The sequence below is a fragment of the Frigoriflavimonas asaccharolytica genome, assembly GCF_013294015.1.
In the GTDB taxonomy this organism is placed as follows: Bacteria; Bacteroidota; Bacteroidia; order Flavobacteriales; family Weeksellaceae; genus Frigoriflavimonas; species Frigoriflavimonas asaccharolytica.
On the sequence record NZ_JABSNO010000009.1, the window covers coordinates 1 to 21,951 of the forward strand.

The window sequence follows — 21,951 nt, forward strand, 5'->3', positions numbered from 1 at the left end:
TTAGCAATTTGCTCCGGACTAAATCTGCTTCTTTTCATAATATTTTTTACAATTTAAAGTTAGTATTTTTATACTTCTAAATTGTACTGTTTTTGGGGGAGCCTACAATATGAGTTATCTAGTACATTTTTAATTTTTCTATCAACGGTTTCTGCTAAATTATTTTGAAAACCAATAAAATAGTTATGCCCTCCATCACAATGAAATCTTGATTGTAATCCTCCTACTGTGTAATTTGTGAAATTTAATAATTGTTGAGATCCAAAATAGAAATAGCCCAAGCCTATAAGTTTATCATTGCTATAAAATTTTTTCATTTTTGGTGCAATTTCTTTTATTACTTTTAATGTTTTATTTAAATCTATATTAGGATTAAAATGGCAATAAGTAGAATTTATTAGCCATTTCTCTACATCAAAAGTTTTTGAAATATCAGGGTGAATTAAAATATTGTTTAAATAAATATTACAATCAAGACCTATAGAAATTGCTGAAATATAATTACTTAATGGAATATTATAACCTATTTTTTTTATTTCATTTGATTTAACATTTATAACATTATCACTATTAAGAATATTATCTTTTAATTTAATTATAATTTCAGTTGAGATTGTACTTGATAATTCGGTTTTGTTAATTTTTACTAAAGGTCGAAGAATATTCTTTTCAGAAAAAGTTAATTCTGTAGTGTCTTTAACTCCTTTATTCCATTGTCTTGTAATTAATTTTATTTCATCTGCAATCATAAACACAGAATAGAATCCAATTCCAAACTTTCCAATTGATTCAAAGTTATTATTTAATAAACCAGGAAATTCACTTTTAATCAAATCATTAGACCAGAAACTATTTCCAAAATCTAATAATACATCAAACAAAACTCTTTCAGACATACCAACACCGTTATCTTTAATAATAAGTAAGTCGTTTTCTGCTTCTTTTTTTATTTCAATTTGAATTTTACCATCGATGAAATCTTTATCTAAAAACTCTCTTGCTTTTATTGCATCTCTTGCATTTTGTATTAACTCTCTTAAAACAATTCCGATTTTTTCATCATTGGTTACACTTCCATATAATTTTTCACCACCAAAATTTTTTATCATTTTTTCAACATTACTTATATGTATAGATACGTTTTTAGGTGTCCATCCGTTAGGTTTTATGAATTTAGAAATTTTCTCTGGATCCTCAATATCTTTTACGCCTGTTGCAAATAATGCAGTAAAATTATTATTATTTAAAACTTTATTTGAATTTATAATTTCCTTGTTTAATACTGTTAATGTATCATACATTAACCACCATGCATCTTGATCACTTTCATAGAAATCCGTTGTAGAATTGTATACAATTTTGTTATTTTCTATAATATGATAATCAGGATGTGAAATTCTATTTTGAAATTTCCAGTGTTCTCCTGAAATTCCAGTAGGCTTTAATAACGTGTAATCGAAATTTGGGGCTCTATCATTTGTAATATGTGCCGCATCAGCACATCTTACAAGTATTGCAATTTGCAGCGTATTAATTGACCACCCTTGTGGTAAAAATGCTGGTGCATTTCTTTTTTCTGCGAATTTATACTCTACATCTTCAATATTTAAGTGATGACTTGCTGCGATTTCTCCACATAATTTTCCAATAGAGTTTCTTAAATCATAATCGTCTATTAAATAGATTTGTTGCTTATCTAACGTTTCCCAATATTTTGTTGCCAAAACTTCTGCTTGTGAAGCATGCAGTTTTCTGATTGTCAAAAAGTCAGCAATTTTATCAATTTCTTTTTTACCTTTATTAGGATAGTCTGCTTGCATTTTTGCAATTGTATCCTGCCAAAAAACATTTGTTCTAATAAAATCAAGTCCATTTTCGTAAGCAAATAATGTCAATCCAGCATCATGCAATAATATTGATATACCTAAAATATAAACTTCTAAAGGATTTAAATGAAATTTACCATTTAGTAATAAATCAGCCATTTCCCATAGTTTATCTAAATGTGTTATATCGTGTAGAGTTAAACCTGGAAAATCTGCAGATACTTTGCTTACAAGTTTTTTAATTTTTTCTCGGCTTTCTATAAAAGACAATTTTAATTTATCTTTGTCTAAATCATTTGTTTGATCTAAATTAAAAGCGGATTGCCAAATTTTTGTGTCTTCTATTGTAGGATTAAGCATATTTATTTACATTTTTTTTGGATATCAATCATTTTTATTAACAACTAAATATAAGAAAAAAACGCAACCCTTTCAAGTTGCGTTTTGTAATTTATTTAATGTTGTGAAGTTTTTATTTAGAAAACTGCATGCTAAATGCATCTGGATAAACGCCCAAACCTATTATTAAGATCAAAATAAATACAGCAACGATTTTGTAGGTAATCGATGCTTTTTCAGAAGTTTTGAAGGTGCTTTCTTTAAAGAAAAACATTGCAATGATCAATCTTAAATAATATGCAATAGATATTGCTGAACCTAAAACTGCTACTAATACCAAAAATGCAGCACCATTCATAGCCTGAGAAAATAATGCAAACTTTGCCATAAAACCTGCCGTTAATGGAATTCCTGCCATAGATAGCATAGATATTGCTGCGGTAACTGCAAGCAAAGGTTCTGCTTTTGCCAAACCTTTAAATGCTCCATAACTGGTTTCTTTTTTCAACTTTTCTACCCAAATTAAACTGATGAATACACCAACTGTTGCGATAGAATAAGCAAATAAATAGAATGCTAAATTGTAGGTAGAAAGATTATTCAAACCAAAAAACGCTAGAGAAATATATCCTGCATGGGAAACGGAAGAGTAGGCAAGCATTCGTTTTGCGTTGCTTTGAGCCAGTCCCATTGTATTTGCGAGGAATAAGGTAATGATAACCAATACACCTAAAATATTAATCCATTCTGCGGAAACTCCTATAAATACTAGGGTCATTATTTTGTAGAAAGCGTAAAATCCAGAGATTTTTACTACCGTCATCATGAAAACTGAAATCAATGAAGGCGAACCTTGGTAAACATCTGGACTCCACATATGAAATGGTGCCAATGCAACTTTAAAGGCCATTGCAGCAATCATTAATACCATTCCTAAAATAAACATACCGTCTTTGGCATTATCTATACCAAATTTTTGTATCGTTGAAATATCAAAACTACTGCTGCTTCCGTAGATTAATGCGATACCAAAAAGTAAAAATCCTGTTGCAAATGCTCCCATCAAAAAATATTTGATAGATGCCTCGTTAGATCTTAAATCTGTTTTGTTTGCACCTGCCAAAACATATAGTGGAATGGATAAAATTTCAATTCCAAGAAATAAGGTTACTAAATTTTGATAACTAAATAAAACTATTCCGCCACAAAGAGAGAACATCATTAACGCATACAATTCTGATTGATGACTTCTGTGATTGTTGAAGGCAAAACCTCCCAAGAAGAAAATCAAAATTGTGATGAAAATAGTAATTTTTGTAAACATTTTAGCAGTGTCGTCAAACATAAACATCGCATCATATTTTGTAAAAAATGCTAGTTCTGGTTGGTAACTTACAAAAAGAGCAGCCAACAAACCTGCAATACCAATATATCTTGAAAATTTTCCTTTTTCAAAAACTCCAGCAAACAGTGCGATAACTGCAGTAAGGAAGATAATTATTAAAACACCCATATTCTTATTTGAGATTTATTTGCAAATTAATAGTGATAAGATTGCAAATGTTTCACTTTATTTTTTAGAGAAAATTTAGCTATAAATTTTCTATTTAATTTATTTATTTCAACATCGATTGATAGATAAACGTCAATGGACTGTGTACCATATCTAAAATCGGTTGTGGGAAAATACCCAGCATTAATACAAAAACAGCCAAACTCGCCAATACAGAAAATTCTACATTAGACAAATCCCCAATGTTTGCAAGCAATTCTTTGTCTCCCGTATTGAACATTGTTTTTCCATACATTCTTAGTAGATAAGCTGCACAAAGTATAATCGTAATTCCAGAAAAAACTGCTGCCCAAACATTAAAATCAAAAATTGCTTTTAGCAAAATAAATTCACCAATGAAACCATTCGTTAATGGAACAGCCATAGAACCGAATAGTAATATCATAAACAATATTGCAAATTTTGGTGCTACACTTGCTAAACCACCCATTTGACGAATGTCCCGGCTTTTAAATTTTTTGTACAATATATCTGCACAATAAAATAAACCAACAACATTGATCCCGTGTGCAAAAGTCTGTACCAAAGCTCCTTCTGCTCCTTCTATGGTAAATGTACCTTTCATTACCAACATTGCAGAAGCGAAAATACCTGCTACCATTAAACCAACGTGGGAAAATGAAGAATAGGTTAATATTCTTTTAATATCTGTTTGTATAAGAGCTATTAATGCTCCGTGTAAAATTCCAATTACGCATAATGCAATAACGATGTAACCAGAAATTCCAGCAATTGCATCTGGTGCAATTGGCAATAGCCATCTTAGAATTCCATAAATAGCCATTTTCAGCATGATACCAGATAAAAGCATCGTTCCTTGTGTTGGCGAATACGTATAAGTATCTGGTTGCCAAGTATGAAATGGAAAAACGGGTAATTTAACTGCGAAAGCAAAAAATATTGCCCAGAAAACTATCGTTTGTTGTGTTATATCTAAATCTGCATTGTATAAATCTATTAAAGCAAATGAAGCAGAGTGATTGTAAACGTAAATTAATCCAATCAACATAAACAGAGAACCTACAAAAGTATAGACGAAAAATTTTGTGGTAAATTCTAGTCTCTTATTTTCTTGGCCCCAAATTCCCGCAATCAACCAGATTGGGATTAACGTAATCTCCCAGAATCCGTAGAATAATAAACCATCTAAAGAAGTGAAAACGCCAATTAATCCAAATTGCATTAATATAATTAAGCCATAAAATGATTTAGAATAATTTATCTTTTCATTGAAAGAGGAAAGTATGATTAAAGGCATCAAAATATTCGTCAATAGCAACAAAAGCATACCCATACCATCTATACCAAAATGGATGGAGCTTTTAAAAAATTGCGACCAAGGTTGATTGATTTCGTATTGCAAAACACTATCTACAGTTGGTTGAAAATCAAAATCTACCAACATATAAAATGTGAGCAACATTTGCAGCAAAGCAATGCCAAAAGCAGCCTGCTTACTATTATTGCCTTTCCATGCAAAGATGATTCCTGAACCTACAAGAGGCAATAGCAACAATGCTAGTAAATAATAAGACATTTATTATTGTAATATAAAGTTAACAATTAAAATAATTCCGATAGCCAAAGACATTATCAAAACATAATTTTCTACATTTCCGTTTTGTATTTTTTTCATAGATTTTCCGCTATCTTCTGCGCCTTCTCCAATAAAATCTACTGCTTTGTCCAATACATTATCGTCAAACATTTTTCCACCATGGCCAAATCCTTCGGTTGTTTTTACGATTAAAGCGTGATACAACTCATCGATATATAATTTTTTTGCAGAAAGTTTTTCCCAGCCAATCAATTTTTTTTCGGATGTAGCCAATTTACCTTTTGAAACATATAGATTTCTTACATAAAACCAAATGCCGAAAAACATCAATATTGTAATTCCTAAAAGTATCATTTCTGTATTGAAAGGCACTTCTGGTAATGTTGTATCAAAAACGTAAAGTGGTTCTAGCCAATGATGAAGATTTGATAATTCTCCATGAGCTACGAAATGAGGAAGATTTATAAAACCACCAACTACCGCAAGTATTGCAAGTATCATCAATGGCAAAGTCATGCTTAACGGACTTTCATGTAAATGTTTCTTCTGATCTTCTGTTCCTCGGAAACTTCCATGAAACGTTAGATAATATAAACGGAACATGTAAGTTGCCGTCATTGCTGCAATGATAAATAATATCACCCAAAATATTGGATTTTTTGCCCAAGCGGAAATAAGAATTTCATCTTTAGAAATCATCCCAGAAAATAAGGGCATTCCAGAAATTGCAAATGTTCCTATTAAAAATGTGATGTGTGTTATTTTAATTTTAGATTTCAACCCACCCATTTTCATCATATTCTGTTCGCCACTCATTGAGTGTATTACGGAACCTGAACCTAAAAATAATAAGGCTTTGAAAAATGCATGCGTCATCAAATGAAACATTGCTGCGGTATAAGCTCCTAAACCTACAGCCACAAACATAAATCCTAATTGTGAGATTGTAGAATAGGCAAGAACCTTCTTAATATCGTTTTGCCTTAATGCGTAAAATGCAGCTAATGCAGCAGTTAATAAACCGATGTACATAATGCCATTCATTACTGTTGGCGCATTTGAGAATAAGAAATTTGATCTTACGATTAAATAAATTCCAGCGGTAACCATTGTTGCAGCATGGATTAATGCTGAAACTGGAGTAGGACCAGCCATTGCATCTGGAAGCCAAGTATACAATGGAACTTGTGCAGATTTCCCTGCGGCACCAATGAATAATGATGAAGTGATGAAAATGATAATGGTGCTATCTAGCTCAAAAACAGAAGAATTTTGTTTAACCGTTACATATTCCAAAGAATTGGTATAATATGCAATCATGAAAATACCAACCAACAATCCTAGATCGCCAATTCTATTCATAATGAAAGCTTTTCTTGCAGCTTTTCCGTATTCTTTGTTGCTGTACCAAAACCCAATAAGTAAATAAGAACAAACTCCAACTCCTTCCCAACCAATGAAAAGTATTAAATAATTACTTCCCATTACTAAAAGCAACATGGAAAATATAAATAGATTTAAATACGTAAAAAATTTGTAGAAACCTTTGTCGTGGCTCATGTAGCCAATAGAATAGAGGTGAATAAGCGATCCAATTCCGGTTATGATCATCATCATCATCAATGATAACTGATCAATCTGAAAACTGAAGTTTATTTGCATTCCATCAATCGTAAACCATTCAAAAGCTTTTGCGATTACGGGTCCAGAATTACTATCAAAATTTACGAATAAATATGCTGTGATACAAAATGATGCAAATACCATCAAGGTAGCCAAACTTCCAACAAATATTTTCGGCAAATTCTTACCAAATAATCCATTGAAAAGGAAACCTACGAGTGGTAGAAGTATAATTGTATATATTAGATTCTCCATTATTTATCCTCTTAATTTATTAAATATACTCACATCTACGGATTTTGTATTTCTGTACATCATTGCAATTATAGCCAATCCAACAGCAACTTCTGCAGCGGCAACCACCATGATGAAAAAAACTAAAATTTGTCCGTTACCATCTCCTTTATAGCTAGAAAATGCAGCTAATAAAAGGTTGACAGAATTCAACATCAATTCTACACATCCTAAAATGATAATAGCATTTTTTCTCAACAAAACACCCATTACTCCTAAACAGAATAGAAATGCTGATAATATGACAAAATAATTAAGCGGTACGCTTTGTATAAATGTATTTACTTCCATGATTTACAAATCTTTTTTACCAATAAGTACTGCTCCTACGATTCCTGCTAATATTAATATAGATGCCAATTCGAAAGGCAAAACATATTCATTAAATAAAAGGTAGCCTAAATTTTTTGTTAAACCTACATTTGGATTCGCATCGGCAACGGTGATTAAATTTTCATTAAAACCTCTGAATGCACCCAAGATCCCAACAAGTAAAATTCCTGCAACGAAAATTCCTGCGAATTTTAAATAATTTTTTTTAATGCTTTCATCTCCTTTATTCAAATTCAGCATCATTAAGATGTATAAGAACAAAACCATGATTGCTCCTGCATAAACGATGATTTGTACAACTCCTAAAAATTGCGCATTCAACAAAATGTATAAGCCAGCGATAGAGAACATGGTAACTATCAATGATAATATCGAATATAAAGGATTTTTTGCAAAAACAAAATAAATTGCGCTGGAAACAGCTAAAAATGCAACAAAGAAAAATATAATTAACTCCATTTATTTCACAGATTTTTTTTGTCTTTCAGATTGTCTTACAGAAATATCAATCCTTTCATTTATTTTTTCTACCAATCTATCTTTTCCATAAATGAAAGATCCTCTGTTGGTTTCTACATCTACCAAACGATCCGTCATATATATTGCAGATTTTGGACAAGCTTCTTCACACATTCCACAGAAGATGCAACGCAACATATTTATTTCGTAAACTTCTGCGTATTTTTCTTCTCGGTAGAGATGTTTTTGCTCTTTTGTTCTTTCCCCAGAAATCATGGTGATGGCTTCTGCTGGACAAGCTACAGCGCACAATCCACAAGATGTACATCTTTCTCTGCCTTCTTCATCACGTTTTAATACGTGAAGACCTCTCCAAACTTGCGCTCGAGGTTTTTCTACTTCTGGATAAGAATAAACCTTACCTTTTGCACCCTTAATTGCGTGCTTCAAAGTAATTGCCATTCCTTTGAAAATCTCTGGAAGGTAGATTTTTTCCGAAAAAGTCATCTCTTTATTTGAGACTATTTTAGATCGATCTGTTAATTTCATTTCTTTATATAATTAGATGCTGCAATTCTAAAATGCTTTATCTTTTAATTAAATTTAATTTGCAAATGCCAAAATAACGGCACCTGTTATCAATACATTTATTAATGCTAATGGGATTAATTTTTTCCATCCCAAATGCATCAATTGGTCATATCTAAATCTTGGTATTGTCCATCTTATCCACATGAATATCAAAATTCCGATGATTGTTTTTATCATGAAAGAGGCAACACTCAAAATACCTACAGTATTTTCTGACCAATGTTCCGATGCCCATTCCATACCTGGGAAACTGTAGCCACCTAAAAATAAAGTTACAATCAATGCATTAGAGATAAACATATTCACATATTCGCCAAAAAGATACAATCCTAATTTCATGGAAGAATATTCTGTGGAATATCCTGTTACCAATTCAGATTCACATTCTGGCAAATCAAAAGGATGTCTATTGGTTTCTGCCAAAGCTGCTACATAAAATATGATGAATGCGAGTGGTTGATAGAAAATATTCCAGTTCATACCATCAACGTGGAAGAGACCCCATAATTTTCCAGTACTCTGAGATTCTGTAATCACTTTTAAATCTAAACTTCCTGCCATCATAATGATTGCAATTAGAGATAAACCCATCGCCAATTCGTAAGAAATCATCTGTGAAGAAGCACGAATCGCACCGATTAAAGAATATTTATTATTAGAAGCCCAACCTCCAATCATCATTCCATAAACTCCGATGGATACCATACCTACTAAAAATAAAACTCCTACATCTATATTTGCAACTTGCAAATCAAAAGAAGTTCCACCAATATTAACGGTTTTTCCCCAAGGAATAACAGCGCCTGTTAATAATGAAACAAACATGGTAATAGATGGTCCCAAAATAAATAGAAAACGATCTGCACCTGTTGGTGTAAAATCTTCTTTAAAGAAAAATTTTCCTCCATCCGCCAATGGCTGGAAAAGTCCGAAAGGTCCGGCTCTGTTTGGTCCAATTCTATCTTGTAAAATTGCGGCAACTTTTCTTTCTCCCCAAGTAGAATATGCTGCTATCGTTAATGATAGTAGGAAAAGTGCGAGTACCAGTATTATTTTAAAAACTATTAAACTCATAATCCAATTTCGTCTTTTTCGCTGATTTCTTTTGCATCAGGATTATTTAATAATCTTTGTTCGTCTTGCGGCTTTTGATAATGATTCAAAGAAATTACAGAATGTCTATCAATATGTCTTGGTCCTTCAAAGTTCCACAATTTTGTATCTTTTCTGTCAAATCTACAAGTGTTGCAGATCCAATCTTGTACTTCATCGTACTGGTCTTTTCTGGCGGTTACTCGTATTATTTCTTCTCCTTTCATCCAAACAACTGCTTTTCCAGAGCATTTGGTACATTCGCAAGTGGCGTTCATTGGTTTTGTGAACCAAACTCTGCTTGCAAATCTTGCAGTTTTATCGGTAAGAGCTCCAACTGGACAAACATCAATTACGTTTCCGATGAAATCATTATCTAGTGCTTTATTCAAACCTGTAGATATTTCTGCATGTTCGCCACGAAATAAAATTCCGTGTTCTCTTTTTTCTGTAAGTTGATTGGCTGCTAAAACACATCTTGCACACAAAATGCAACGATTCATGTTTAGTTTTATATAAGGACCAATATCTTCTGGTTCGAAGGTTCTTCTTTCAAACTCCGTTCTGGTTTGCTCGTAACCATGCTCATATCCAAGATCTTGCAAATGGCATTCTCCTGCTTGGTCGCAAATTGGGCAATCCAAAGGATGGTTGATCAATAGAAATTCTGTAACTGCTTTTCTACCTTCTTGTGCTTTTTCTGAAGAAAGATTTTTCACTTCCATTCCGTCCATTACTCCAGTTCTGCAACTCGCAACTAGTTTCGGCATTGGTCTAGGATCTTTCTCCGATCCTTTGGAAACTTCTACCAGGCAAGTTCTGCATCTACCTCCACTTGTTTCAAGTGGTTTATAATAGCACATTGCAGGCGGAACAGATTTACCACCAATCAATCTGGAAGCTTCTAATATCGTAATTCCAGGCTCAACTTCTGCAGTTTGCCCATCTATTGTAAATGTAAATGTTTTTTTCTCTTCGCTCATATTCTTGCGATTATCATTGAGTTGGCTTTTGCCATTTTATTAAAAGATTTTAGCATTATTTGTTATAATAAATCATGCTTAAAAATTTGCTTCAAAAGTATTAAAAAAAAGCCCATTTTAAGAACTTTTTAACAAATAAATTAGGTTAACAATTTATCTTATTATTTTTGATTAATTATTTCTTCGTGTATCAAAAGTATATCCTAGTCCAAAATTAATTTGTGCAAATACAAAATCTTGACTTGCTTTATCTGGTTTATCGTTTAATGTTGTTTTTATATCTGGCATGTTGATGTAACCTAATTTCCCTTCTAGTCTTACCATCACATGATTCCACAGGACGAGATTTAAATTTGTTCTGGCATCCAATCCGAAACCTGCAACGTGATATCTGTCGCTTCTTTCATTATTGAATAATTTCACATTACTTTTAGGGAAAAGTACACCTGCACCACCTCCATAAGCCCACATCAAATCAACATTCTTGCTATTGTAAAAACTTTTATATTTTTCTAATCCAAGATTTACATAATTCAGTCCATCCGTATGTTCGAAGGTTAAAAATTCTCCGTCTGATAAATTTACTTCGCCATTTTGAACATATGCTGCATATTTCGGATCGGAAATACTTCCTTCAAAGTTTGCATTTTGGTTTTGATCGATAACATACTTCATATGATCTTGTGCAATAACCAATGCTAAATTATCTTTGATAAAATAGCCAACTTTTGCATTAAATTGGGGTATCGTCAAACTCAAAGGATCAAAATAATCAATGCCAAAAGTAGTAGGACGATCATTTGCGACAACTTTGTTTAAAGTAAAATCATAACCATTACCTTGGAAATGAATATTAGAATTGCTGAAAGCCGCTCTGTTATATCCCCAAAAAATGAACATATGCCCTTTGCTCACAAATTTTTTTGCAAAATCTCCGTCATGAACATTTCTTAAAGAATCTATTTTTTGCGCAGTTGCAAAACTAAATCCTAAAAATAAACCTATTAAAACTATTGCTTTCTTCATTTTCATAATAGGATTTCATCCTATTCTTTATTATATCGTCACTTCGTGACTTAATTTGTTGCTGCTACAGGAATTGGATCTGCATAATTTGCCAATCCATAGTTCTGCGTTAAACACAATTCTGGGTTTTTTACATACCATTCAAATTCATCTCGGAAATGGCGAATGGCTGCTGCAACTGGCCAAGCTGCCGCATCTCCAAGTGGACAGATAGTATTTCCTTCTATTTTTCTTTGGATGTCCCAAAGCAAATCTATATCTGCCATTGTGCCTTTCCCATTAGCAATATTTTTCAAAATTCTCCACATCCAACCTGTACCTTCTCGGCAAGGTGTGCATTGTCCACAACTTTCGTGCATGTAGAAATGTGCTAGACTTAAAGTATGTTTTACCACAGATTGATCTTCGTCTAAGACGATGAAACCTCCAGATCCCATCATAGTTCCCGTCGCAAAACCACCATCTGCTAGAGACTCGTAGTTCATCATTCTGGGTTGTCCGTCTATAGTTTTTAGTAATAAATTTGCCGGCAAAATTGGAACTGAACTTCCACCTGGAATACAAGCTTTAAGTTTCTTACCATTTGGAATACCGCCACAATATTCATCAGAATAAATAAATTCTTCTACAGAAATAGTCATGTCTATTTCATAAACTCCTGGTTTATTGATGTTACCACAAGCTGATATTAATTTTGTTCCAGTAGATTTACCAACTCCAATTTTTGCATATTCTGCTCCAGAATTCATTATGATTGGTACAATTGCAGCAATTGTTTCTACATTATTTACAACGGTTGGTCTTTCCCAAGCTCCCTTTACTGCGGGAAATGGTGGTTTCAATCTTGGATTCCCACGTTTTCCTTCCAAAGATTCTAATAGTGCGGTTTCTTCGCCGCAAATATATGCTCCTGCACCTCGCTGTACGTAAATTTCGTGATCGAATCCAGTTCCGAGAATATTTTTCCCAAGAAATCCTGCTTTTTTTGCTTCTTCTATCGCTTCTTCCAAAATTTCTGTAATCCAAGCATATTCTCCACGAATATAAATGTAGGAAACATTTGCTCCCAAACAGAAGGAAGAAATTATCATTCCTTCAATCAATAAATGTGGAATAAATTCCATCAGGTATCGATCTTTAAAAGTTCCGGGTTCAGATTCGTCTGCATTTACGACCAAATGTCTTGGTACTCCTTCTGGTTTTGCGATGAAACTCCATTTCAATCCGGTAGGAAATCCTGCACCACCTCTTCCACGAAGTCCAGAAGTTTTCACTTCTTCCAAAATTTCTTCAATTGGCATTTTAAAAGCTTTTTCTGCTGCTTCATAACCACCTTGTTTTCGGTAAGTTTCGAAATAGCGAATACCTTCTATATGTGCGTCTTTAAGTAAAAGTTTTTTACTCATTTATAATTTTATTAATTTAAAGCAACTTTACCTTCTCTACAAAGTTGAAGGATTTCGTCTACTTTTTCTATCGTTAAATGTTCTTTGTAAAATTTCCCCAATTGCATCATTGGTGCATAACCGCAAGCTCCAAGACATTCGGCAGTTTTTAATGTAAACATACCATCTGCGGTAGTTTCTCCATTTTTTATGTTCAATGTATTCTTGATATGAGTGATTATTTGATCACTACCATTGAGCATACATGGTCCAGTTTGGCAAACTTCTAATACGTATTTTCCAACTGGCTTCATATTAAACATTGTGTAGAAAGTTGCAACTTCATACACTTCAATTGGTTTTATTTCTAAAAGTTCTGCTACATAATCCATCACTGGAATATCTAGCCAATTTCCAAATTCTTCTTGTGCCAAATGTAAAACAGGAAGTAAAGCAGATTTTTGTTTGCCTTCTGGATATCTGGTCTTCATTAGCTGCACTTTCTGCAAAACTTCTGGTCTAAAAGCTATTTCGTTCATTCTATTTTGTTGTAAAACGTACAATGTACAATGTACAGCGTACTTCATTTTTTATCTTTAATACATTTTACTTTGTACTTAATACAAAAAGCTATGCATCCAGTTCGCCGGCAATTATATTCATACTACACATTGTAACAATGGCATCTGAAATAAAAGATCCTTTGATCATTTCTGGATATGCTTGATAATATACAAAGCAAGGTCTACGGAAATGCAATCTATATGGTGATCTAGCACCATCACTTTCAAGGTAAAATCCTAATTCGCCGTTTCCACCTTCTACAGAGTGATAAACTTCGCCTTTTGGAATTTCAGTTTCTCCCATTACAATTTTAAAATGATAGATCAATGCTTCCATTTTATTATAAACATCTGCTTTTTCTGGCAAATAAAATTCTGGAACGTCTGCATGAAAAGCTCCTTCCGGAAGATTTTCATACGCCTGCTTGATTATTTTCATACTTTCCCAAACTTCCTGCTGTCTTACCATAAAGCGATCATAAGTATCACCTGATGTTCCAACTGGTATATCAAAATCGAAATCTTCATATGAGGAATATGGAGAGGCAACTCGCACATCATAATCTACTCCGGCTGCACGTAAATTTGGACCTGTGAAACCATAGCTTAATGCTCTTTCTGCAGAAATACCGCCAACATTTATGGTTCTATCCATGAAGATTCTATTTCTTTCATTCAGATCACAAAATTCTTGAAACCTACCTGGAAAATCTTTTATAAAGGCTTGTATCAGTTCATGAAATTTTTCGTCGATGTCTCTTTCAAAACCACCAATTCTACCCATGTTTGTTGTTAATCTACCACCGCAAACTCTTTCGTACATTTCATAGATACGTTCTCTATCTTGGAAGATGTAAGTAAGACCAGTAATAGCACCTGCATCCATTGCTGTAACACCATTACAAATAATATGATCTGCGATACGAGCTAATTCCATAAAAATAACGCGAAGGTAATCTACTCTTTTTGGTACTTTTATATTAAGTAGTTTTTCCATTGTCATGTGCCAACCAAAATTATTAATTGGTGCAGAGCAATAGTTTAATCGATCTGTGAGTGTAGTAATTTGAGTGTAATTTCTACGTTCGGAAATTTTTTCGAAAGCACGATGAATGTAACCTACGGTTTGTTCGGCATGTAAAATTCTTTCCCCATCCATCGTCAAAACATTCTGGAAAATACCATGTGTTGCAGGATGTGTTGGTCCGAGATTTAGTGTATAGATCTGGCTATCATCATGATCTGAAACATCATACTCATTAATGATATCTGATAATGCGTTGTCTTTCATATTTTTAAAATTGATAATTGATAATTGATAATTGAAGAAATTGACCATCAATTATCTTAAATCATTCATGTTTTACCTTCCAAACATTGCGTCGTCTTTGTCTTCTCTTGTTCCATCTTCTAAGGCATATTCTTTCAACATTGGGTGATAGCCGATGTCTTCCATATTAAGAATTACTCTTAAATCTGGATGCCCTTTAAATAAAATACCGTAAAAATCGTAGGTTTCTCTTTCCATCCAATTTGCACCAGCATAAATATCTGTAAGGCTATCAAATTCTGCATTTAATTTAGGAGAATATGCTTTTAATCTTAATCTGTAGTTGGTTCGCATATCATGTAAATGATAAACGACTGCTAATTCTTTTTCGGGAAATTCTGGATAGTGAACACCGCAGATGTCTGTAAGGAAATCTATCTGTAAGGTAGAATCTTTCAAATGGTGGATCACTTTCTTTATCTCTTCCTTCTTTATTTCTAAAGTCAACATTCCAAAAGAGTCTTTGCTGGAAATTATTGCTCCAGGAAATTCTCTATTGATGGCTTCAAGTAAAAATTCGTTGGTCATAATTGATAATATACCTTTAGAAATTTCTAAAATTTATTTATTTAAATTAATTAATTCCGTAAGATAATAGCATTTCTGCATATTCTGGGGAATCTCTTCTTCTCAAACTTTCACTTTCGCACAGAGCTTGAACTTGCATCACACCTTCTATAATCTGCTCTGGTCTTGGTGGACAACCTGGTACGTAAACATCTACAGGTATGATTCTGTCTATACCCTGAAGTACAGAATAACTATCAAAAATTCCACCACTGCTTGCACAAGCTCCAACAGCAACTACCCATTTTGGTTCTGCCATTTGTGTGTATACTTGTTGTAAAACAGGACCTAATTTTTTAGAAATCGTGCCGCAAACCATCAACATATCTGCTTGGCGAGGTGAAAATGAATTTCTTTCCATTCCAAATCTAGAAGCGTCATACGTTGGATTTAGTGTAGCCATAAATTCTATTCCACAACAAGATGTTGCAAACGGAAGTGGCCAAAGCGAAAATTTTCTCGCCATACCAACTACATCACTTAGTTTTGTTGCAAAAAATCCTTCTCCTTCAAATCCCTCTGGTGCGGGAGCATCGGTTATTATTGTTGGTTTTATGTCAGACATTTTTTTTAATTTAAAGTTAGAAGTGTATTTTCAAAATATTTAAAATTGAAAAATCACTTTTTAAAAACTCATTACAAGTAGAATTTACTATTTATCCCAATCTAAAGCTCCTCTTTTCCAGACATAAATAAATGCCATGAAAAATACAGCAACAAACATTACAACTGCTAAGAAACCTTCCATTCCAAATTCTCTAAAATTAATAGCATAAGGATAGAAAAAGACAATTTCTATATCAAAAAGCACAAATAAAACTGCGGTAAGAAAATACTTGATAGAAAATGGTGTTCTTGCATTTCCTTCAACTTCTACACCACACTCAAAACTAGAATTTTTTTGTAATGTTGTGTCTTTTTGTTGTGGTCCAAGATATTTTGCTCCTATTAAAGAAATAGCAACAAAACCTATTCCTACAGAGGCTTGAAGCAATATTGGAATGTAACTTTCTGGTAAACTCATTAAATATGTTATTTAAGTTCTACAAAGTTAATGAATAAAGTGTGAATTGCGAAATTTAGAAGTGAAAAAAATAGTATTATTTCTTTATAAATATATTTTAATAGAAAAAAATCTTATTATTTACCAGAAGGTTTTTTTATTTTTTGTAAAACTAACCAAGCAATGTATCCGATGTATAAAAATAAAAAGCTTGCAAATACAATATTGATGATGGTATTCAACTTCTCATCATCTACCTGAAAAAACTGATTGTAAACGATAAATGCTACAATCATTGATAAATAAAAGGCGAGTTGTTTCTTCAAAATAATTATAATTTAATGTGAAAATTTATCTTCAAATTTATTGAATATAAATTTCTGCAAAGTTACCAAATTTTTAAAAGTCTAAGTAATCTCAATATATATTTAATAATTATCTACTATTAAAGACAAAAAATACCTCACAGTAATTGCAAGGTATTTCTTTTTGTGAACATTTCCCTAGATTAGGAAGCAAATCCCTCCATAACTTTTAATGAAGTCAATGCTTTTTCTGCAGAATCTTTTTGGTTGCGCAAAACATCTTTTACGTCTTGAGGTAATATATTGTCAGTCATCATTTCTCCGTATTCCTGAACGAAGGCCTCTTCTCCACGTATGCATTCATCGTAGATTGCTTTGTCTCCACTTGTGAATGCATCTCTAATTGCAATCCAAGTTCTATGCAAATCTCCCGTAATGCTTGTACCTTTAATTACTTCTCCGCCATATTTTGCAATGAGAGTTTTGATTTCATGTCCAAAATCGTATCGGTTTTTTGCTTGAGCCTCGAAATAAGCTTTCAAAGAAGTATGTTCAATTTTTTCGCCTGCTTCTTGGTAACCTTTTTCTGCGTCGTAATTTTTCGTTATTAAATCATTTAATAGATCTACTACTTTTTCGTTTTCCATTTTGTTTTATTTAATTGTTTAGCCAAAACTATTGCATTAAAACATTCAAAAAAAGTAAAACTTATAATTTGATAAATTTTTCCAAAAATCTTACTAAATATTAATTTATAGTATTAAATTTATATAAAATGAAGTTGTAATTTATTGAAAATTACTATTATAATTAAAAATAAATTAGCTAATATGTTTCTTTTTTATTTACGATAAGATAAATAATTGGTGTGATCGAGAAAAATAGAAACATAAACAAAATCCAAAAAATTCCATTCTGCTGTTTGGTTCTAAAAATATCTACGAATACTAAAATCCAAACAAAAGTGGAGATTACTAAACCAATGTAAAGAACAGAATTACCTTTGGCAAAACCAAAAGCAAAATGTGTAATTTTTAAAAATGCACCAGCGATCAAAAATAATATTCCAGCAATGGAAATTATAAGCAAATATCTATTTTGAAGTTCGAGTAGTTTTTTCATTGAATGGTTATTTTTTAAACCTCCAAAACAAAAGTCTGTCTCTTCTTATGTTGCACCGGATTATAATCTTGCCACAAAAGTTGTACGCTTTTATTGTCTTCTAATTCCGGATTGGTTTCCGCGAACTTGATGCCCATTTTGTGAAACCTATGAAAAATTTCTTTCATGATGATTGCCGTTACTCCACGCCTTTGAAATTCTGGTTTTATACCTATTAAATAAAAATTGGCTCTATCATTCTTTTTTTCCGCTTGTAGAAAATGCCACCAACCAAAAGGAAAAAGTTTTCCTTTAGATTTTTGCAAAGCTTTGGAATACGAAGGCATCGTAATGGCAAAAGCTACCAACTCATCATGTTCATCGGCAATACAAATTACATAATCTTTCGAAATAAAAGGGAAATATTTTTCTTTATATATTTTTATTTGCTCTGGCGAAATTGGTGTGTAAGTAGAAAGCGTGCGGTAGGTTTCGTCTAAAAGCTTAAACATGGCATCTACATGAGGTACAATTTCTTTTTTAGATTTAAAGTCTAGCACTTTTAGCTTGTATTTTTCCGAAATTAATTTGCTAAATTTTATTATTTTTTCAGGCAAAACTTCGGGAAAACGCATGGAAAATTCTACCCAAATTTTACCATCCTTCATTCCTAATTTTTTCAAATGCTCGGGATAATAGGAAAAGTTGTACAAACCAATCATGGTCGCCAATTCTTCAAAACCTTCTGTGAGCATTCCAGATTTATCTAAATTTGTGAAACCCATTGGTCCTTCAATTAAATTCACTTTATTTTCTTTGGCAAATTGAATGGCTTGATCTATTAATAATCTAGAGACTTCTTCATCATCAATGAAATCCAACCAACCAAAACGTACCTTTTTTTCGGCAAGTACTTCTGTTTCTTTATGATTGATCATGACAGCAATTCTGCCCACGATTTTATTATCTTTAAATGCTAAATACAATTTCGCTTCTGCATGTTTGTAGATAGGGTTTTTCTCTCGATCCCATATTTCCTTTTCATCTTTAAATAATGATGGTACATAGTTTGGATTTTCTTTATATAAATCCATCGGGAATTTTATGAATTTTAATATATCTGTGGGAGATTTAATTTCGGTAATAGAAATGGCGGACATTGCAAAATATTTGCTTCAAATGTAATCATTATTAAAGAAATTTTGAAAAGAAATCTATCAATTCTTTGGCACACTTTTTCCATGATAGCCATTAATTAAAATTAAAAATTATGTTTGGTTATTATATTATTATAGGAGTTTCCATGCTTATAAGCTGGTTGGTCTCTTCTAAATTAAAGTCAAAATTTGCATTTTATTCTAAAGTTCATCTGCAAAATGGAATGTCTGGGAAAGAAATTGCAGAAAAAATGTTGCGAGATAACAACATTAATGATGTACAAGTAATTTCTGTGCCAGGACAATTGACAGATCATTATAATCCAGCAAACAAAACGGTAAACCTTTCTGAGGGCGTTTATATGCAAAGAAATGCAGCAGCTGCAGCAGTTGCAGCGCACGAATGTGGACATGCTGTGCAACATGCAGTTGGATATTCTATGTTGCAATTGCGTTCAAAATTGGTTCCGGTGGTGAATATAAGTTCACGTTTAATGCAATTTGTTTTGATAGGTGGAATAATGTTGATGGCAGCTACAAGAACTATTGATAATCCAAATGGAAACACGATGGTTTTGGCAATTGGTGTCGCCATGTTTGCATTTACAACCTTATTTGCGTTTGTAACTTTGCCAGTAGAATATGATGCGAGCAATAGAGCTCTGGCTTGGCTAGAAAAATCTGGAACATTAGGTAGAACGGAATATGCAGGTGCAAAAGATGCTTTGAAATGGGCAGCTAGAACCTATGTAGTTGCGGCGCTTGGTTCGCTTGCACAACTTATTTATTTCGCTTCCATGTTGAGCGGAAATCGAAATTAAGAAATCTCAAATACAATATATTGCATCTCTGATAGTTTTTCAGAGATGCTTTTTAATTTTTCGGTAGCTATGCTTGCAGAAATTGTGCAGCTTTTTTCGGTATTAAATTCTAAAATCTTCGCATCAAATTTATTTAACAATGTAAAAATCAAATGCTGTTCGGAATATGGAAATTCTATCATCAACCTACTTTCTAAAATTTTGATCGATATTTTTGCTTCCTCTAAAACCAATTTTGACGTTTCTTTATAGGCTTTTATCAAACCTGCGACGCCCAGTTTTGTACCACCATAATATCTAACGACCACCACCAAAATATCTGAAACTTCATGAGCCAACAATTGATTGTAAATTGGCAAACCAGCACTACCAGAAGGTTCTCCATCATCATTTGCTCTATATTCTTCTCCAGAAATTCCAAAACGATAAGCGTAGCAGTGATGTGTAGCTTTTGGGTGCGATGTTTTTATTTTTTCTAATGCTATTTTAAATTCTTCTTCGTTGCAAACCGGAACTCCAAAACCCACAAATTTGCTGCCTTTGTCTTTATAAACAACTTCTGTAACGGGTTTTTTGATGGTTTGATAGGAAAAAGACATTGGATTTTAAAAATTAAGTTTTTTAGAGTCTGTTTAAATTATATAAAATTAAAATTTAAACCACAAGAGGAACAAAAGAATGAGCGTAATTTATTCTTGTTAAAGTGAAAATAAGGGATATTACACATATATTAACTTTAAAACATGTTTAATTTTCTTACACTTTTATTTCACTTCACTTGTTTGTAAATATTTTGATGGATTCAGTGAAACCTAACGAAGTGGTTCGACGAAGTCAATCTTCGATTTTTGGTTTTATTATTTAAATGGGTATTAATAATTTTTGTAAAATTCAATATCACAATCTAGAAATTTTTTGGAATATTGAAGCTTGCCCTCAAAAGTTGGTGCTTTCGTTCCGTTTTCTACTAAAAGTTCATTGTTTTTTATGATAATGGTTTCGTCCCAAAGATTTTCATTGATAAATTTTTGCAAAGTATAACTTCCTCCCTCAATTATTACAGACTGTATTTGCTCTTCATATAATTTTTGCAATAAATTTTGCAATAAATTTTCTTTCTCAATTTTAATGAATTTTAGATTTCCAATTTCTTCATTCTTAATTTGATTAAAAACTAGAGTAGGAGCTTCATTGTTAAATATCTCAGAATCTTTTGAAACTTTTAGATCAAAATCTAATAGAATTCTGGTGGGATTTCTACCTTCAATTTCCCTCGTGGTCAAACTTGGATTGTCTACAATTGCAGTGTTTGTTCCTACTAAAATTGCATGTTCTTCGCTTCTTAATTGATGCACAAATTGCTTTGTGAGTGAATTTCCGATGGCGGTTGGTAGAAAATCTTTATCTAAAAATCCGTCTGCAGATTGCGCCCATTTTAAGATGATATAAGGTCTTTTCTTCTCGTGAAAACAGAAAAATCTTTTATTGAGATCTCGACATTCTTTTTCTAAAATTCCAGATTGAACTTCTATTCCAGCATTTTTCAATATTTCTATGCCTTTTCCGTCCACTTTTCCGTGCGAATCTCTACAACCAATCACCACTTTTTTGAAACCAATTTCTTTCAATTTCAAAGCGCACGGCGGCGTTTTCCCGAAGTGTGCACAGGGTTCTAAAGAAACGTAGATGGTACTTTCTGGTAAAAGCGATAAAACTTCTACAGAATTGATGGCATTTATTTCTGCATGAGGTTCACCAGCTTTTTTGTGATATCCCTCGCCAATTATTTTGCCATCATGTATGATTACTGCACCCACCAAAGGATTTGGATAGGTGTTTCCTAAAGCTTTTTTGGCCAATTGAATGCAACGACCAATATATATATCTTCTTCTTTCATTTATAAAAAACACTTAACGAAAGTTAAGTGTTGAGATTTTTAAATTATTTAAAAATAGATTTCGAGAAGCTCAACTTGACAAATAGTGATAAAATAAATACAACTAAACTGTCAGATAAAGCTT

At 32.5% G+C, this 21,951-nt stretch carries 23 protein-coding genes; 1 reads left to right on the forward strand and 22 read right to left on the reverse strand.

Annotation, left to right across the window (positions count from 1 at the left end):
- Nucleotides 1–68: 68 nt before the first annotated feature.
- From HNQ03_RS07385 to HNQ03_RS07480, 20 genes are all read right to left on the reverse strand, one after another.
- Nucleotides 69–2,186 carry an HD domain-containing protein gene (locus HNQ03_RS07385; protein ID WP_173779038.1) on the reverse strand — a complete coding sequence of 706 codons (2,118 nt, stop codon included), beginning with the start codon at nt 2,184–2,186 and terminating at the stop codon, nt 69–71.
- 112 nt (nt 2,187–2,298) lie between these two features.
- Complete coding sequence (locus HNQ03_RS07390) at nt 2,299–3,678, reverse strand: NADH-quinone oxidoreductase subunit N (RefSeq protein WP_173779039.1); 1,380 nt, start codon at nt 3,676–3,678, stop codon at nt 2,299–2,301.
- Nucleotides 3,679–3,781: 103 nt separating this feature from the next.
- Nucleotides 3,782–5,275, reverse strand: a complete 1,494-nt coding sequence (locus HNQ03_RS07395) for a complex I subunit 4 family protein (RefSeq protein ID WP_173779040.1) — start codon at nt 5,273–5,275, stop codon at nt 3,782–3,784.
- A 3-nt stretch (nt 5,276–5,278) separates the two neighbouring features.
- Nucleotides 5,279–7,174 carry an NADH-quinone oxidoreductase subunit L gene (gene nuoL, locus HNQ03_RS07400; protein ID WP_173779041.1) on the reverse strand — a complete coding sequence of 632 codons (1,896 nt, stop codon included), beginning with the start codon at nt 7,172–7,174 and terminating at the stop codon, nt 5,279–5,281.
- A gap of 3 nt (nt 7,175–7,177) precedes the next feature.
- Nucleotides 7,178–7,504 carry an NADH-quinone oxidoreductase subunit NuoK gene (nuoK, locus tag HNQ03_RS07405; RefSeq protein WP_173779042.1) on the reverse strand — a complete coding sequence of 109 codons (327 nt, stop codon included), beginning with the start codon at nt 7,502–7,504 and terminating at the stop codon, nt 7,178–7,180.
- Nucleotides 7,505–7,507: 3 nt separating this feature from the next.
- Nucleotides 7,508–8,005 carry an NADH-quinone oxidoreductase subunit J family protein gene (locus HNQ03_RS07410; protein ID WP_173779043.1) on the reverse strand — a complete coding sequence of 166 codons (498 nt, stop codon included), beginning with the start codon at nt 8,003–8,005 and terminating at the stop codon, nt 7,508–7,510.
- A complete protein-coding gene (locus HNQ03_RS07415; protein WP_173779044.1) occupies nt 8,006–8,554 on the reverse strand; it encodes a NuoI/complex I 23 kDa subunit family protein in 549 nt (182 codons plus the stop codon).
- Between the two features lie 54 nt (nt 8,555–8,608).
- Nucleotides 8,609–9,670 (reverse strand): NADH-quinone oxidoreductase subunit NuoH, encoded by a 1,062-nt coding sequence (nuoH, locus tag HNQ03_RS07420; RefSeq protein ID WP_173779045.1) that lies wholly within the window; start codon nt 9,668–9,670, stop codon nt 8,609–8,611.
- Nucleotides 9,667–10,671, reverse strand: a complete 1,005-nt coding sequence (locus HNQ03_RS07425; protein ID WP_173779046.1) for a 2Fe-2S iron-sulfur cluster-binding protein — start codon at nt 10,669–10,671, stop codon at nt 9,667–9,669. The genes nuoH and HNQ03_RS07425 overlap by 4 nt, the downstream gene beginning before the upstream one ends.
- Nucleotides 10,672–10,842: 171 nt before the next feature.
- Nucleotides 10,843–11,697 (reverse strand): hypothetical protein, encoded by an 855-nt coding sequence (locus HNQ03_RS07430; protein WP_173779047.1) that lies wholly within the window; start codon nt 11,695–11,697, stop codon nt 10,843–10,845.
- Between the two features lie 50 nt (nt 11,698–11,747).
- Nucleotides 11,748–13,103, reverse strand: coding sequence for an NADH-quinone oxidoreductase subunit NuoF (gene nuoF, locus HNQ03_RS07435; RefSeq protein ID WP_173779048.1), 1,356 nt, complete (start codon nt 13,101–13,103; stop codon nt 11,748–11,750).
- 11 nt (nt 13,104–13,114) lie between these two features.
- Nucleotides 13,115–13,621: an NADH-quinone oxidoreductase subunit NuoE family protein gene (locus HNQ03_RS07440; protein WP_173779143.1), complete on the reverse strand. Its 507-nt coding sequence runs from the start codon at nt 13,619–13,621 to the stop codon at nt 13,115–13,117.
- A gap of 91 nt (nt 13,622–13,712) precedes the next feature.
- Entirely contained in the window at nt 13,713–14,936 is a 1,224-nt protein-coding gene (locus tag HNQ03_RS07445; protein WP_173779049.1) for an NADH-quinone oxidoreductase subunit D, read from the reverse strand.
- Between the two features lie 72 nt (nt 14,937–15,008).
- On the reverse strand, nt 15,009–15,503 hold the full coding sequence (locus HNQ03_RS07450) for an NADH-quinone oxidoreductase subunit C (RefSeq protein WP_173779050.1): 495 nt from the start codon (nt 15,501–15,503) through the stop codon (nt 15,009–15,011).
- Nucleotides 15,504–15,549: 46 nt separating this feature from the next.
- Nucleotides 15,550–16,107 (reverse strand): NADH-quinone oxidoreductase subunit B, encoded by a 558-nt coding sequence (locus HNQ03_RS07455; RefSeq protein WP_173779051.1) that lies wholly within the window; start codon nt 16,105–16,107, stop codon nt 15,550–15,552.
- An 87-nt stretch (nt 16,108–16,194) separates the two neighbouring features.
- Nucleotides 16,195–16,566: an NADH-quinone oxidoreductase subunit A gene (locus tag HNQ03_RS07460; RefSeq protein WP_173779052.1), complete on the reverse strand. Its 372-nt coding sequence runs from the start codon at nt 16,564–16,566 to the stop codon at nt 16,195–16,197.
- Between the two features lie 116 nt (nt 16,567–16,682).
- Nucleotides 16,683–16,871: a hypothetical protein gene (locus tag HNQ03_RS07465; protein WP_173779053.1), complete on the reverse strand. Its 189-nt coding sequence runs from the start codon at nt 16,869–16,871 to the stop codon at nt 16,683–16,685.
- A gap of 182 nt (nt 16,872–17,053) precedes the next feature.
- Nucleotides 17,054–17,497, reverse strand: a complete 444-nt coding sequence (locus tag HNQ03_RS07470) for a ferritin-like domain-containing protein (protein WP_173779054.1) — start codon at nt 17,495–17,497, stop codon at nt 17,054–17,056.
- Nucleotides 17,498–17,675: 178 nt separating this feature from the next.
- Nucleotides 17,676–17,972 (reverse strand): hypothetical protein, encoded by a 297-nt coding sequence (locus HNQ03_RS07475; protein ID WP_173779055.1) that lies wholly within the window; start codon nt 17,970–17,972, stop codon nt 17,676–17,678.
- Nucleotides 17,973–17,986: 14 nt separating this feature from the next.
- Nucleotides 17,987–19,111: a GNAT family N-acetyltransferase gene (locus HNQ03_RS07480; protein WP_173779056.1), complete on the reverse strand. Its 1,125-nt coding sequence runs from the start codon at nt 19,109–19,111 to the stop codon at nt 17,987–17,989.
- A gap of 110 nt (nt 19,112–19,221) precedes the next feature.
- Between HNQ03_RS07480 and HNQ03_RS07485 the strand changes: the two genes are divergently transcribed.
- Nucleotides 19,222–19,929: a zinc metallopeptidase gene (locus tag HNQ03_RS07485; RefSeq protein WP_173779057.1), complete on the forward strand. Its 708-nt coding sequence runs from the start codon at nt 19,222–19,224 to the stop codon at nt 19,927–19,929.
- Here HNQ03_RS07485 and HNQ03_RS07490 read toward each other — a convergent pair.
- Both HNQ03_RS07490 and ribD read right to left on the reverse strand, forming a co-directional pair.
- A complete protein-coding gene (locus HNQ03_RS07490; RefSeq protein WP_173779058.1) occupies nt 19,926–20,528 on the reverse strand; it encodes an IMPACT family protein in 603 nt (200 codons plus the stop codon). The genes HNQ03_RS07485 and HNQ03_RS07490 overlap by 4 nt on opposite strands.
- Nucleotides 20,529–20,801: 273 nt before the next feature.
- Nucleotides 20,802–21,827, reverse strand: coding sequence for a bifunctional diaminohydroxyphosphoribosylaminopyrimidine deaminase/5-amino-6-(5-phosphoribosylamino)uracil reductase RibD (gene ribD / locus HNQ03_RS07495; RefSeq protein ID WP_173779059.1), 1,026 nt, complete (start codon nt 21,825–21,827; stop codon nt 20,802–20,804).
- Between the last annotated feature and the right edge of the window lie 124 nt (nt 21,828–21,951).

Excerpts from the sequence above, each read along its gene's own strand:
- HNQ03_RS07385 (WP_173779038.1), bottom strand. The coding sequence starts at position 2,186 with ATGCTTAATCCTACAATAGAAGACACAAAAATTTGGCAATCCGCTTTT.
- HNQ03_RS07390 (WP_173779039.1), bottom strand. The coding sequence starts at position 3,678 with ATGGGTGTTTTAATAATTATCTTCCTTACTGCAGTTATCGCACTGTTT.
- HNQ03_RS07395 (WP_173779040.1), bottom strand. The coding sequence starts at position 5,275 with ATGTCTTATTATTTACTAGCATTGTTGCTATTGCCTCTTGTAGGTTCA.
- nuoL (WP_173779041.1), bottom strand. The coding sequence starts at position 7,174 with ATGGAGAATCTAATATATACAATTATACTTCTACCACTCGTAGGTTTC.
- nuoK (WP_173779042.1), bottom strand. The coding sequence starts at position 7,504 with ATGGAAGTAAATACATTTATACAAAGCGTACCGCTTAATTATTTTGTC.
- HNQ03_RS07410 (WP_173779043.1), bottom strand. The coding sequence starts at position 8,005 with ATGGAGTTAATTATATTTTTCTTTGTTGCATTTTTAGCTGTTTCCAGC.
- HNQ03_RS07415 (WP_173779044.1), bottom strand. The coding sequence starts at position 8,554 with ATGAAATTAACAGATCGATCTAAAATAGTCTCAAATAAAGAGATGACT.
- nuoH (WP_173779045.1), bottom strand. The coding sequence starts at position 9,670 with ATGAGTTTAATAGTTTTTAAAATAATACTGGTACTCGCACTTTTCCTA.
- HNQ03_RS07425 (WP_173779046.1), bottom strand. The coding sequence starts at position 10,671 with ATGAGCGAAGAGAAAAAAACATTTACATTTACAATAGATGGGCAAACT.
- HNQ03_RS07430 (WP_173779047.1), bottom strand. The coding sequence starts at position 11,697 with ATGAAGAAAGCAATAGTTTTAATAGGTTTATTTTTAGGATTTAGTTTT.
- nuoF (WP_173779048.1), bottom strand. The coding sequence starts at position 13,103 with ATGAGTAAAAAACTTTTACTTAAAGACGCACATATAGAAGGTATTCGC.
- HNQ03_RS07440 (WP_173779143.1), bottom strand. The coding sequence starts at position 13,621 with ATGAACGAAATAGCTTTTAGACCAGAAGTTTTGCAGAAAGTGCAGCTA.
- HNQ03_RS07445 (WP_173779049.1), bottom strand. The coding sequence starts at position 14,936 with ATGAAAGACAACGCATTATCAGATATCATTAATGAGTATGATGTTTCA.
- HNQ03_RS07450 (WP_173779050.1), bottom strand. The coding sequence starts at position 15,503 with ATGACCAACGAATTTTTACTTGAAGCCATCAATAGAGAATTTCCTGGA.
- HNQ03_RS07455 (WP_173779051.1), bottom strand. The coding sequence starts at position 16,107 with ATGTCTGACATAAAACCAACAATAATAACCGATGCTCCCGCACCAGAG.
- HNQ03_RS07460 (WP_173779052.1), bottom strand. The coding sequence starts at position 16,566 with ATGAGTTTACCAGAAAGTTACATTCCAATATTGCTTCAAGCCTCTGTA.
- HNQ03_RS07470 (WP_173779054.1), bottom strand. The coding sequence starts at position 17,497 with ATGGAAAACGAAAAAGTAGTAGATCTATTAAATGATTTAATAACGAAA.
- HNQ03_RS07475 (WP_173779055.1), bottom strand. The coding sequence starts at position 17,972 with ATGAAAAAACTACTCGAACTTCAAAATAGATATTTGCTTATAATTTCC.
- HNQ03_RS07480 (WP_173779056.1), bottom strand. The coding sequence starts at position 19,111 with ATGTCCGCCATTTCTATTACCGAAATTAAATCTCCCACAGATATATTA.
- HNQ03_RS07485 (WP_173779057.1), top strand. The coding sequence starts at position 19,222 with ATGTTTGGTTATTATATTATTATAGGAGTTTCCATGCTTATAAGCTGG.
- HNQ03_RS07490 (WP_173779058.1), bottom strand. The coding sequence starts at position 20,528 with ATGTCTTTTTCCTATCAAACCATCAAAAAACCCGTTACAGAAGTTGTT.
- ribD (WP_173779059.1), bottom strand. The coding sequence starts at position 21,827 with ATGAAAGAAGAAGATATATATATTGGTCGTTGCATTCAATTGGCCAAA.